The following is a 13,518-nucleotide window of genomic DNA, read 5'->3' on the forward strand; positions in this document are numbered from 1 at the left end:
TACTCTCTAAGCATTGAAGGGTCTAAGTATACTATAAGTGTTGAGGCTAGGAGTTAAAAGATGCTTTTTACGCTTTCTACTATGAAAGGCAAATAGCCCGTAATAGCCGTTGAAGCACCTAATGCGCCTGCTACCCCTAATACATTATTAGCAAAATCGGTATTAGCTTGTAGAGCACTCCAAAAGCGGGCTAATTTACCTTGAGTTTCGGGAGTTGATTGTTTTTCATCGGCGCGAAGTACTCTGCGTGCATCTATAATAACCTCAAGATCATCATCGCTCATTGTGCCTTTATTTTTAAGTACTTCTTCAATGATTTGCCCAATGATTTTGCGTTGATCGGTGGTAATAGTAGTAGTGGTATTATCAGAGTTAAGCTTTTGGGTAATGTTGTGCCCAATAGCTACCATTGAGTTTTCTCCAGCAGTTACTGTATTACCCGATTGATGATTATCGCCATTATGTACGGTAGCGTTACCGTGATAGTGATGTGATACTTGAGTCATAAATCTTTCTCCTCCTTGCATATTGTTAATTTCAGTTTTTTCAAAGATACCCTCTAGTAATGCTAATACTGGCACATCTAAAAATTCTTTTTCACATTCTACCGTTTTTTTGTGTTTTTCTTGAGCGCGTTGTAAAACACTGAATTTAAAATAGTGACGATCTTTAGCAGGCGCATTAGTACAATAGGCGCAAATACAGGGAATCATTTGCTCTACGGCAATGTTTCTAAACCATTTTTTATGTAAGCTTTCCACTTCAGTACGGATTAAATGTAATAAGTACTTACGCTTATTAGTATTACCTGTAACAGCTATATCAATCGTTTTCAAACCATCACGATTGTTCTCTTCTTCAATAATTTGAGCACGACAGCTATCATGATTCAATACCATCCCTTTACGCCAAACTACATCACAAGTATTACCACTTTCATCTATGAATTTATCTAGCTTATCATTGAGACGTACTATTAAGCGCGTAATAATACCTTCAGGCATGAACTGATATTGAAAGCGGAATTTTAAGGAGTCTTTATCATTCCAGTTATATTTGGGACGATGCTCGTTGAGTAATTGAGGTGCTATATAGGTATTTTCTTTGCACTCTACTTGGTAGCAGATTTCAAAGTTATCCTTTTTCATCAGAGTCAGGAGTTTATTGCGCTCAGTGGCATTATATTTTTCTTTCCAAATAGACTCTAACTTGGCATAGGTAAAATACCCGTAATTTTTAGCAATACTATTATCATTTAAGACGCTATAGACTGCATCGACTGCCCATTGTGGATTTAAAATAATAAAATCAAATAAGTTTGTGTCATCAGCAAAATGCAGTAGGCTACCTAAACGATGTAAATAGTAACTGAGTAGTTTTTGGCTATCAAAATCGGTCACTTCATGTTTTTTGCAAATAGCCGCGTATTCATCAAAGCTAATATGATTTTTGGTTTTAGCCAGTTCTCTTAGGTCATGACGGATGGGTTCCCACTTGGCAGGGCGTGGCTCATTTACATGCGGTAAGCTGGTGAGTAGTTTTTGAATTTCATTGCGAAGTACTTTGAAATCATCATCGTTTTTTAGGTCAACAGGACGAGTAGTAATGCTCAGTTCGGGATAGCGTTCACGGTAATAGGTTTCGTTAAATTGGTTAATAAACTGTCCGTTTTTATCGTTTTGTACTACTAGGATAGGACTGTGAACGCCGTTTTCCTCGCCGAGCAAATGAATTATCTTAAACCAGTAAGGGAAGTTTGCTGTGGTTTCTTTGCGATCATTGGCTGAGACAAGTACATACACAGCGCTAGGGGTTAAAAAGAATTGGTGAGTCATATATTGGATTTGTTGACCACCAAAATCCCATATGTTAGTAGAAAAATTAATGTTCTCTTTTTGAGGGTGTCGGAATTGCCAGTCTTCTTCAATTTTTATACCTAAAGTTGAATCCTCTTCAGTAGGAACTGAGTACCTTAGATTAATTAGCTTTTTCATTAGGCTGGTTTTACCAGCACCCGGCTCACCTATAATGATAAGCTTAGCCTCATTAATTTTTTTCTCGCCTTGGTGCTCTAAATCTTTAAAATAATTAAGAATAGCTGTATTACCAAGCTCTACAATATTTATAGGAGGATTTTTGATTGGATTATTGCCAAGATAAATAGTTTTGGATTGCGGCTTTGATTTGTAATTTCCATAAAGTTTTATTTCAAATTTAAGTAACCCGTTATTTATTAAAGGACTTATATTGGTTATGACATTGTTTGATAGTGATATGCTTTCTAAATTTTCTAAAGAGGTAATCGGTTCAATGTTACTAATGAGGTTTTTGTTTAGGGAGAGGTTTTTTAAAAAATTTAGTGTTTTAAGTGAGCTGATATCGAAAATCTTATTTTGGCTTATAAAAAGATTTTCGAGATAATTTAATGTAGAAATTGACTCAATATTGCTTATGCGATTTAAACCAAGATCAAGAGTTTCTAGTTTTTTTAAGTCTTTAATTTGACTTATGTCAGTTATTATGTTTCGGCTTAAGTACAAAAATCTTAAATTATATAAGCTGGTTAGTGGTTTTAAATCTATTATTGCATTACAGCTAATGTCAAGATACTCTAGATTAACTAAAAATTTAAGAAAACTTATCTCAGATATAGACCAAGGATCATGTAGAGAACCACATATTATAAGTTTTTTAAGCTCATATAAGTATTTTACTTTTGGGTCTATACGAAAAAATCTATTAGGCACATTATGGTTAAGACTTTTTTGTTGGCTCCAAAGCTTCCGCTCATCATTCCAAAACCAATGCTCATTACTTAGTATCAGAGTTTCTAACCAAGTCAACTCAAATAGCTCATCAGGCAACTCTGTCAAACCACAATTGCCCAAATCTAAACTGGTTAAACGCTTTTCTTTAGCTTTTCGAATCAACCTTAGAGCAAGTTCTGACATAACCGACACCAAACCAACAGAGGAATACTTGATATTATGCCTAAAAACCTACCTTTAATCATAAAATTTGCTACTTTCATCTCAAGTACCTATTGAAAATCCAGCATCAAGCCCGCTCTGAATCCCAATCACCTTATGACCTGATTTTTACTTTAGCAAGCCGTCCGTCTGTGCTAGTATCCGCCCGCATTGCATCATCAATAGGCGCACTGTTTTTCTATGGCACGTTATATCTTTATTACCGGCGGTGTTGTTTCCTCGTTGGGGAAAGGCATTGCTGCCGCCTCACTCGGCGCAATCCTCGAAGCTCGTGGTCTTAAAATCACCATGATGAAACTTGACCCCTACATCAACGTCGATCCGGGCACGATGAGTCCCTTCCAACACGGCGAAGTATTCGTCACCGAAGACGGTGCAGAAACCGATCTCGACCTCGGACACTACGAGCGTTTTGTCGGCTTTAAAGCCACCCAAAAGAACAACTTCACCTCTGGGCGCATTTACGAAAATGTGATTCAAAAAGAGCGACGCGGTGAGTATTTGGGCGCAACCGTGCAAGTCATTCCCCACATCACCGATGAAATCAAACGCTCAGTGCGGGCAGGCGCGGAAGGCTACGATATTGCTCTGGTTGAAGTGGGGGGTACGGTAGGCGATATTGAGTCACTCCCTTTTATGGAGGCAATTCGTCAAATGGGGGTGGAAGAGGGCAGAAGTAATGCACTCTATATTCACCTCACCCTATTACCCTATGTTGCCGCCGCAGGTGAATTAAAAACCAAGCCTACCCAACATTCGGTTAAAGAATTGCGCTCTATTGGTATTCAGCCCGACATTTTATTATGTCGTAGCGAAAAACTGATGCCGGAAAATGAAAAGCGCAAAATTGCTCTATTCACCAATGTTGAAGAGCGAGCCGTTATTTCAGTCATGGATATGGACAATATTTATAAAGTGCCTTTGTGGTTACATGCCCAAAAGCTCGACCGTATTGTCACCGAAAAATTTAATCTGCATTTACCCGAAGCTGATTTAAGCGATTGGAAAAATGTGGTCAGTGCGATGGAGTTTCCCGAAGCGGAAATTAATGTTGCTATGGTCGGTAAATATGTAGATTTAACGGAATCCTATAAATCACTCAATGAAGCTCTCAAACACGCCGGTATTCAAACCCAAACCCGCGTTAATATTACCTATATTGATTCGGAGAAATTAGAGTCTGAAGAAAGCATCCCTGCCATACTTAATCAATATGATGCGATTCTAGTCCCTGGTGGGTTTGGTAAACGTGGGGTAGAGGGTAAAATTCGTGCGGTACAATATGCACGAGAACATAAAGTTCCTTATTTAGGTATTTGCTTAGGTATGCAAGTGGCAGTGATTGAGTATGCCCGTCATGTGGCTCATTTACCTAAAGCCTTTAGTACTGAGTTTGTAAATAATATTGCTGAAATTGATCCGGTGATTGGCTTAATTACCGAGTGGCAAGATGAGGACGGTAATATTGAAACGCGCACTGCCAATTCTGATCTAGGCGGTACTATGCGTCTAGGGGGGCAAAAATGTTTATTAGCCGATAATTCATTAGCGCAAAAAACCTATGGTGCAAAAGAAATTATCGAGCGCCATCGTCATCGTTATGAGTTTAATAACCACTATCGTGAAGTATTGGAAAAAGCCGGATTAGTATTTTCGGGTATGTCAGCCGATAATTCACTGGTAGAAATGATTGAGTTAAGCGATCATCCGTGGTTTTTAGCCTGTCAATTCCATCCTGAGTTTACTTCGCGTCCGCGCCAGGGACATCGTTTGTTTAGCGGTTTTATTCAAGCGGGACGTGAATATCATGAGTTATTGGCTAAACGCAAACAGAGTTTGTAAATATTAATAAGAGGAAAAACCCATGTCTGATACGATGCAATTATGTGGATTTACTGTCGGTTTAAATCAGCCGTTTTTCCTCATTAGTGGTCCGTGTTCGATTGAGTCGGAGCAATTAGCTTTAGAAACAGCGAGTACTTTAAAAGAGATTACTACGCGCTTAGGTATTCCTTTTATTTACAAATCATCGTTTGACAAAGCCAATCGATCTTCCCATACCAGTAAACGCGGTATTGGGTTAGAAGCGGGTTTACGGATTTTGGAAAAAGTTAAAACCGAAGTCGGTGTTCCTGTTTTGACCGATGTGCATGAGGATACTCCGCTGGATGAAGTAGCCAGTGTGGTAGATGTGTTACAAACTCCAGCGTTTTTATGTCGCCAGACCAACTTCATTCAAAACGTAGCCCGTACCCAAAAACCTGTGAATATTAAAAAGGGGCAATTTCTTGCACCTTGGGATATGGGTAATGTGGTGGAAAAAGCGCGTGCGGTGGGTAATCAGCAGATTATGGTCTGTGAACGTGGGGCAACCTTTGGTTACAATAACTTAGTCTCGGATATGCGCAGCCTTGCGATTATGCGTTCCACTCATTGCCCTGTGGTGTTTGATGCGACTCACTCGGTACAACTCCCTGGTGGACAGGGAAATGTATCAGGTGGACAACGTGAGTTTGTGCCCGTATTAGCGCGGGCGGCGGTAGCGGTAGGGGTCGCGGGCTTGTTTATGGAATCGCACCCTAATCCCGCCGAGGCGTGGAGTGATGGTCCTAATTCTTGGCCATTGCATTTAATGGAACCTTTATTAGAGTCATTGCTGGCGCTGGATAAAGTAGTGAAAAGCCAGCCGTTTATTGAAAATAGCTTATAAACCCCCTCTCGACCTTTCCTTTATTAAGGGGAGGAGCAATAGAATCGAGGGAAGCAATAGTTAGCACCCATTTATTACTACCTGTTTAGGATGCAAATTTATGTCACAGATTACCAGTATCAAAGCGCGTGAAATTATTGATTCACGCGGCAATCCTACCGTTGAAGCGGATGTATTATTAGCCAGTGGCGCGATGGGACGTGCGGCTGTACCGTCGGGTGCATCGACTGGTTCACGCGAAGCGATTGAGTTACGTGACGGTGGCTCCCGCTATTTAGGTAAGGGCGTACAAAAAGCAGTAGCCAATGTCAATGGTGAAATCGCTAGCGCATTAATAGGTCATGAGGTGACTGATCAAGCGGGTCTTGATCAAATCATGCTGGATTTAGACGGTACAGACAATAAAGCACGCCTTGGTGCGAATGCTTTATTAGCGGTTTCAATGGCAGCAGCCCATGCAGGTGCTAAAGAGCAAGGTTTACCGCTCTATCAATATTTAAACAAAGCGGACACCTATAAATTGCCCGTGCCGATGATGAATATCATCAATGGTGGTGCGCACGCGGATAATAGTGTGGATATGCAAGAGTTTATGATTCTGCCCGTTACTGCACCCTCGATGGAAGAAGCCATTCGCTACGGTGCAGAGGTATTCCATAGCCTTAAATCCGTACTCAAAAAGCGTGGCTTAAATACGGCTGTAGGGGATGAAGGTGGTTTTGCTCCCGATTTATCTTCTAATGAGCAAGCGATTGAAGTCATACTAGAAGCGATTAATAAAGCAGGCTTTAAAGTCGGTCAGGATATTTGGTTAGGTTTAGACGTGGCCAGTTCTGAGTTTTATAAAGACGGTCAGTATGTTTTAGAATCCGAAAACCGTAGCTTTAGCGCTGAAGGCTTTACTGAGTACTTACATAATTGGGTACGCCAATATCCGATTTTAAGTATTGAAGATGGTATGGCAGAAGGCGATTGGGCAGGCTGGAAACATATGACCGAAGTACTCGGTGGTAAAGTCCAAATTGTCGGTGACGATTTATTCGTAACTAATACTAAAATCCTAAAAGAAGGGATTGAAAAAAGGATTGCCAATTCTATTCTAATTAAAGTGAATCAAATTGGTACATTAACTGAGACCTTAGCGGCAATCAAAATGGCGCATGATGCAGGTTATACCGCTGTGGTATCCCATCGCTCTGGCGAAACCGAAGATGCTACGATTGCTGATATTGCGGTAGCTACAGGCGCAGGTCAAATTAAAACGGGTTCATTATCACGCTCTGATCGTATTGCTAAATATAATCAATTAATCCGTATTGCGGGTGAATTAGGTAGTCGTGGTATTTACGCAGGCAAAGCAGCGTTTAATCAGTTTAAATAATTGTTTGGTTTTTAGATTTTGAAAGCACCTACTAAATAAAGTGGGTGTTTCTATTCAATAAGTAACGAGTTAGAGTTCTTAGAAGAAATCATGATTGAAACCAATACTGAACTACTAAAAAGATGGGCTTCTTTACCAGAACAATCGATTAATTTTGTTAAAGACGGAGTAATTGATAAAAATAAATGGGACAAAGTTAATTGTAAAGTATTGTTATTACTAAAAGAAGCATATAGTGACAAATCCCCAAAAGGGTTTGATTTATGCCTTACTATTCGAGATAAGTGGAAGGGAATAAAAAAAGATGGTAGAGATAATACATGGATCAATGCGGCGTTATGGTGTTATGTAGCGCAAACATTATCATCTATAACGCCTGATCCTGATAAAAACAACCCTATATTAAATGATGCACTGTTACAAGCAGCTGTCATTAATGTTAAAAAGAGTGGCGGAAAGTCCTCATCTGACATGGTTGAAATTGCAGCGATTGCTAAAAGAGATGGCGATTTGATTAAGAGGCAAATAGCTATATTAGAGCCTAATGTAGTAATTTGTGGTAATACTTGGAAAGCTGTTAAGCACTTATATCCAGATGCTATTAGAGTATTTCCGCGTGTTTGGTTTGTTAATGGGGTTTATTTTATAAATTTTTGGCATCCGGCTAATCAATTCCCAAGGGATTTAAATTATTTCTCTTTAGTAACGTTACTTAGAGAAAAAGAAATTCATAGAGTATCAAAAAATAGTTTTTGAGTTTGACTAATAAATGCCATCACTACGTTGTACAACGTACTATGAATTTCCTATACTTGTCTTATTATCTATACAAGTATAGTAGATTATGAAAGTTATATCCTTTTCCGAAGCACGGAATAATTTAAAAGCAGTATTAGACGGGGTGGTAAACGACGCTGATACGACGGTAATCACCCGTCGAGATGCTGAGGATGCTGTGGTAATGTCCCTCGACTACTACAATAGCTTGATGGAAACCGTGTATCTGCTTCGTTCACCTGCTAATGCCGAACATCTCAATAAATCTATTGCTCAATATAAAGCAGGGAAAAGTTTAGTACGAGATCATTATTATTATTGTATGCCTTTATAATTACTAAGTCGTACTTCTTGCGCCGCTAATTTACACCATACCAAGCGCTCAAAACCTAATGAGACTATGGCTAAACAATGTAAACGTTTAGGCTCTTGATATTTTTCGGTAAGTACTTGTTGATAATGCTCTAATTGTTCTAATGCACCCTGCAAAGCCATTTGTACTTGAGGCAAAGCCTTTAATTCAGTGGTGGTTTTGTTTTTTAGTTCTGTGCCTGTTAGCTTTAAATCTTCCAAGCTCAAATATTTAAACTCCAACACAAAATCCTGTAAATCAGGATACTGACGCATATTAGAGCGCACGATCATAATCAGATCACTATAACGTCGTTCTAATGCTGTTTCTGAATCCATCACATAATATAAATCGTTATAGAGCAAACTGGCAAAGGCTGTTTTAATAGTAAGCTCATTACCCCAACGATAATCACGATTACTAAACACTTTAAAATACTTGTGCTCCATGAAGTCTACTAATGCTGCTAAGTCACCAGTACGATAAAACTGTTTAGCCACTTGATACGCTTTTTCTGTGCTGGGACTATCCGGCAAAGCTTGTTTTTTTAGTTGCTCTAAATATAAACCTCTGACTACTAAATTAGGAATAGTTAAAATTAAACTACCGTCTGAGGCTATACCGCCTAAGGTTAGAATACCGAAATAGTACATTAAGGACAGCATATAACGCTTATCTTGTTTAATGCGCCCAATATTCTCCACTCCAAAATCATCTGCTAGCGTATCTAGTTCAACTGGATTCTGCTCATCAATAATACTATCAATGACCTCACGGCCGCCCTCTAAATTAGCAATATAACGAATACGACCAGCATCCATCGCTAAATTAGCATCCAGCATAGTGTGAGGAGCAGTGCAATGTAGTTGGTAATAATCTAGGAAATAGAAGCTGAGAATAGGATTATAGATGAGCGGCTGTTGTAATGAGTAACTAAAGCGATAACCATTATAAAATTGACGCATAGTATCTAGTATAGGCGTAAGAAACAATGTTTTTTTGCAGTCTTCTAAAACTTTTCTAACTAATGGCTCTAGTTCGGCTGTGGTAATGCCGCATAGTTGATTAAAGCGTGGATCGAGTGAGATATTTTTAGCTACGTTATAGCCACTGGTCATATCACTCATAATTACAGGAGAAACACCCGTAATAAATACTCGTGCGATTTTACCTTGAGCAGCCCCCGCTTTAATCACTTTAAATAGTGTTTTTAAAATACCCTCACCTTCTAATAGAGCAAGATAGCGAGCTTTATCTCCTTGATTATACATTAGCACTTCATTAGCAAAGTTATCATATTCGTCAATGAGCAAGTAGAGTTGGTAGCCGCTTTCTTTTACGGCATTAATCAAAGCCTGAAAGGAAGCAATGCCATCATTAGGATTAATAGTGATGGATACTTTTAATAAGCTAGCGTAATAATGAGCGAAGGTTTTGATATATTCATTCAGATGAGCAAATAAACTTTGTTTAATGTGCTCAATAGTGCCTAGGGATGAAATTTGAGAAAAATCCCATTGCAACACCATATATTTGTTTTTTTCGGCAGTGGGGTTTTGACCAATGGCTAGATCACCAAATAGGGCTGCAAATTGTGCCGTTTGATTAATATCGTAATAATGCGCTAGAGTAGATACCAACAGCGATTTACCAAAACGGCGTGGACGTAAAAATAATAATTGTTTGCCCGCTTGTTCGAGTACAGGAATAGAAGGAGTGCGATCTAAATAAACAAACCCCTCGTTACGCAAGGTGGGAAAGTGACTAATACCATAAGGAAACTGGAGCATAAGACTATCCGGCGGGAATGGGCTTAAGCGCAGTATAGCATAGGTGCGCATCGAGGTTGTTTTCCCCTAGTCTGCAATGATTCATCAATGATTAGCGTTTGAGTATCAGTATGGTTGGTTCCTATCCTTTATGCTTAAGTACTTGAGCCAAAATAATCGTGCATTTTCTCCGCAGACGCTGTGAATACGCCCCTGTATGCTTCAAGGCGACATCCTTATCGCCAAGACTTCTCCAAAAATACACGATTACTTTTAGCTGGATACTGAGATCATTGGATAGTTAGGTTGAGGAGTGAGTATGTATTTAGGTATTGATTTGGGTACGTCGAGTGTCAAAGTGGTACTCATGAATGAGGCTCAGCATATTCTAGCGAGTAGCTCCCAACCTTTAACCGTCTCGCGCCCACATCAGGGTTGGTCTGAGCAAAACCCAACTGATTGGATAGTGGCTACTACTCAAGCTTTAGATGAATTAAAACAACACTGTCCTCGTGAGCTAGCCGCCGTAACAGGTATTGGTCTATCAGGGCATATGCACGGTGCAACCTTATTAGATAAGGGTAATCGAGTATTACGCCCTTGTATCCTTTGGAATGATACCCGCAGCCATGTAGAAGCGGCTGAACTAGATGCTGATCCTCAGTTTCGCGCTGTATCGGGCAATATTGTATTTGCGGGTTTTACTGCTCCCAAACTGCTTTGGGTCAAGCGTCATGAACCCGAAGTGTTTGCGCGGACTGCAACGGTACTATTGCCAAAAGATTATTTACGTTGGTGGTTAACCGGTGAGTTTGCATCAGATTGCTCTGATGCAGCAGGGACGGCGTGGCTAGAGGTGGGTAAACGTCAATGGTCTGAGGCTTTATTAGGAGCGTGTGATTTAAGCCTCGATCATATGCCTGATTTAGTGGAGGGAACTGAAATTAGTGGCTATTTACGCACGCCATTAGCCGAGCGTTGGGGGATGGGTAATGCGGTGGTTGCAGGTGGAGCGGGCGATAATGCCGCCTCAGCTTGTGGTATGGGCGTGGTGACTAAAGGCGCTGCGTTTGTCTCCTTAGGTACTTCAGGCGTGTTATTTGCAGCGACCGAGCGCTATTTACCTAATCCAGCCAGTGCCGTCCATACTTTTTGCCATGCTTTATCCAATACTTGGCATCAAATGGGCGTGATTTTGTCGGCTACTGATGCGCTCAATTGGTGGTCACATATCGCGCAACAATCCGCCGCTGACTTGACTCAAGCCTTAGGTAATGAATTACACCAGCCATCGCCCGTCTTATTTTTGCCTTATTTAGCGGGGGAGCGTACTCCGCATAATGATGCTGTTATACGCGGGGCATTTGTGGGCTTGGCGCATTCCACTGAGCGCGAGACACTGACTCAAGCCGTGCTAGAGGGGGTAGCGTTTGCCTTAAAGGATAATCTAGCCGCTTTAGAGCAAGCCGGAAGTCAGCTAGAGCGTATTATTGCGGTAGGGGGCGGTTCACGTTCGCATTATTGGCTGAAAGTATTAGCAACGGTATTAAATTTACCCATTGATTTGCCCGCTGATAATGAAGTGGGGGCGGCCTTAGGCGCTGCACGCTTAGGAATGATTGCCGCATTAAAGGCTGATCCCTTGTCCGTATTAACCGCTCCTGTGATCGAACAAACCTTTGAGCCAGACTTAGCCCTACTAGATCCTTATGCCCAGAGTTATGAGCGCTATCGTTTAGCTTATCCAGCTCTACGTGGCTTAATATAGGAAGGTTAGGGAGGGGCAAACCTAAGTGTTTGCCCTCTTCAATTTAGGCAAAGGTATTTGAGAAATCAGCATACCTGCCAGCATTAAACCACAGCCTAATAAGGCGCGTTGATCTAAATATTCATTTAAAAATAATACTCCACCCACTGCGGCAAATACGGCTTCTAAACTTAAAATAATAGCAGCATGCGAGGGATGTGCATTACGTTGTCCAATCACTTGTAAGGTATAAGCTAAACCTACCGACATTAAACCGGAATAAACTAAAGCGCCCCAACCTGCTGTTATATTTTCTAGGGTAGGTTGCTCTATAAACAGAGCGACGGTAAAACTTAATAAACCACAAATAAAAAATTGTAAGCTAGCTAATTGTACTGGATTGACTCGATGAGAAAAGTGATCAATCGTGAGTAAATGAATAGCCCAAAATAAAGCACCAATGATCTGTAATAAATCACCATAGCCCATAGTAAAATTATCTTTAATACTTAAAAAATATAAACCCACTAGCGTAATAATCGCACCCATCCAAGTATTTAATCCGGTTTTGTGTTTGATTACTAAACCTAAAATAGGCACTAAAATTAAATAAAATCCAGTAATAAAACCTGCATTGGCTACCGTAGTATATTGTAAACCTACTTGTTGTAATGAGGCGGCAATAAAAAGCAAACTACCGGTGGCAACACCGCCTATGAATAAAGGTAGGGAAGGTTGTAAACCACTAGAGCGACTAAACCACCAAATTAACGGTAGTAAAGACAAAGAACCCAATAAAAAACGTAAACCATTAAAGGTATGAGGCCCCATGTGCTCCATGCCGAGGCGTTGAGCCACAAAGCCAAAGCCCCAAATAATCGCAGCACTTAATAATAATCCATTCGCTAAGGGGGTATGATGTTTATCCATATTGCTATCCAACAGCTAAGCGGCTCGCCATGCTAAAGCGCTCTAGAGTAGCTTACAATTGCACCTTTTTTAACTCGGATATGAATCATGTTAAGCCTGTTTAAGGGGTGGCAAGTGCTGCTTTGGCTGATACTGTGGGGATTGAGTAGCACAGTCAAAGCCGAAGGCGTATTAGCCGGAACAGTCGTGGGCGTACACGATGGCGATACTATTACGGTGCTGACCTTTAATTATCAAACCGTTAAAGTGCGCTTAGCTCAAATTGATGCACCCGAAAAACGCCAAGCCTTTGGTGAAGTATCCAAGCAAACATTAGCTAGGCGTGTGATGCGCCAAACGGTAAAGGTTGAGATAGAAACCACCGATAAATATGGGCGTCTTGCAGGCAAAGTGCTGTTAAACGGCATGGATATAAATCGTGAGCAAGTCGAAAAGGGCATGGCTTGGGTCTATACCCAATACGCTCATGAGGCCGATTACTTGCGTGCTCAAGAGCGAGCGCAACGTGCCAAACTAGGGCTATGGCAGGACAAAACACCGATTCCACCGTGGGTGTTTCGGCATAGTGATCAGGACTATGCAGTCACACCATCTGCTCCTGAGGCAAAAAAGCCATTTTGGTTCGGTTGGTGGGGGATGGGCTGTGAGAAAAAAACTTGTGCTGAAATGACTTCCTGTGAGGAGGCTAAGCGCTATTTGCACGAATGTGACCTTAAGCGCTTAGATTCAGATAAAAATGGTGTACCCTGTGAGAGTCTATGCCGAGGACAACACTAAGCTGCTTAACACTATTAGACCAAAGCGGCATAATGCCCCTCTCAGGCGCACCGTCTGACCTCTCTTTTAACTCGGTATGTGAACG

General features: G+C 40.8%; 10 protein-coding genes. 7 read left to right on the forward strand and 3 right to left on the reverse strand.

What is annotated here, in order from left to right; translation table 11 throughout:
- Positions 1-53: 53 nt before the first annotated feature.
- The gene (locus IPL34_RS13300; RefSeq protein ID WP_296841932.1) at positions 54-2,951 is read right to left on the reverse strand and encodes a COR domain-containing protein; all 2,898 of its coding nucleotides are present in this window, start codon (positions 2,949-2,951) and stop codon (positions 54-56) included.
- A gap of 219 nt (positions 2,952-3,170) precedes the next feature.
- On the opposite strand from IPL34_RS13300, the gene IPL34_RS13305 reads away from it, so the two are divergent.
- The 5 genes from IPL34_RS13305 (at position 3,171) to IPL34_RS13325 (ending at position 8,192) form a co-directional block, all read left to right on the forward strand.
- The gene (locus tag IPL34_RS13305; RefSeq protein ID WP_296841933.1) at positions 3,171-4,832 is read left to right on the forward strand and encodes a CTP synthase; all 1,662 of its coding nucleotides are present in this window, start codon (positions 3,171-3,173) and stop codon (positions 4,830-4,832) included.
- Positions 4,833-4,866: 34 nt separating this feature from the next.
- Positions 4,867-5,700: a 3-deoxy-8-phosphooctulonate synthase gene (gene kdsA / locus IPL34_RS13310; protein WP_296843071.1), complete on the forward strand. Its 834-nt coding sequence runs from the start codon at positions 4,867-4,869 to the stop codon at positions 5,698-5,700.
- 100 nt (positions 5,701-5,800) lie between these two features.
- Positions 5,801-7,081, forward strand: a complete 1,281-nt coding sequence (gene eno / locus IPL34_RS13315; protein ID WP_296841934.1) for a phosphopyruvate hydratase — start codon at positions 5,801-5,803, stop codon at positions 7,079-7,081.
- A gap of 90 nt (positions 7,082-7,171) precedes the next feature.
- Positions 7,172-7,837 (forward strand): hypothetical protein, encoded by a 666-nt coding sequence (locus IPL34_RS13320; protein ID WP_296841935.1) that lies wholly within the window; start codon positions 7,172-7,174, stop codon positions 7,835-7,837.
- A gap of 88 nt (positions 7,838-7,925) precedes the next feature.
- A complete protein-coding gene (locus tag IPL34_RS13325) occupies positions 7,926-8,192 on the forward strand; it encodes a type II toxin-antitoxin system Phd/YefM family antitoxin (RefSeq protein WP_296841936.1) in 267 nt (88 codons plus the stop codon).
- Here the strand turns inward: IPL34_RS13325 and IPL34_RS13330 are convergent.
- Positions 8,174-10,051, reverse strand: coding sequence for an AAA family ATPase (locus tag IPL34_RS13330; protein WP_296841937.1), 1,878 nt, complete (start codon positions 10,049-10,051; stop codon positions 8,174-8,176). The genes IPL34_RS13325 and IPL34_RS13330 overlap by 19 nt on opposite strands.
- 247 nt (positions 10,052-10,298) lie before the next feature.
- On the opposite strand from IPL34_RS13330, the gene xylB reads away from it, so the two are divergent.
- The gene (gene xylB, locus IPL34_RS13335; RefSeq protein WP_296841938.1) at positions 10,299-11,747 is read left to right on the forward strand and encodes a xylulokinase; all 1,449 of its coding nucleotides are present in this window, start codon (positions 10,299-10,301) and stop codon (positions 11,745-11,747) included.
- A gap of 21 nt (positions 11,748-11,768) precedes the next feature.
- Here the strand turns inward: xylB and IPL34_RS13340 are convergent, their stop codons facing one another.
- A complete protein-coding gene (locus tag IPL34_RS13340; protein WP_296841939.1) occupies positions 11,769-12,656 on the reverse strand; it encodes a DMT family transporter in 888 nt (295 codons plus the stop codon).
- 87 nt (positions 12,657-12,743) lie between these two features.
- Here IPL34_RS13340 and IPL34_RS13345 point away from each other — a divergent pair, with 87 nt between their 5' ends.
- Positions 12,744-13,433 carry a thermonuclease family protein gene (locus IPL34_RS13345; RefSeq protein WP_296841940.1) on the forward strand — a complete coding sequence of 230 codons (690 nt, stop codon included), beginning with the start codon at positions 12,744-12,746 and terminating at the stop codon, positions 13,431-13,433.
- Positions 13,434-13,518: the final 85 nt, after the last annotated feature.

The organism is Thiofilum sp., assembly GCF_016711335.1.
Classification (GTDB): Bacteria; Pseudomonadota; Gammaproteobacteria; order Thiotrichales; family Thiotrichaceae; genus Thiofilum.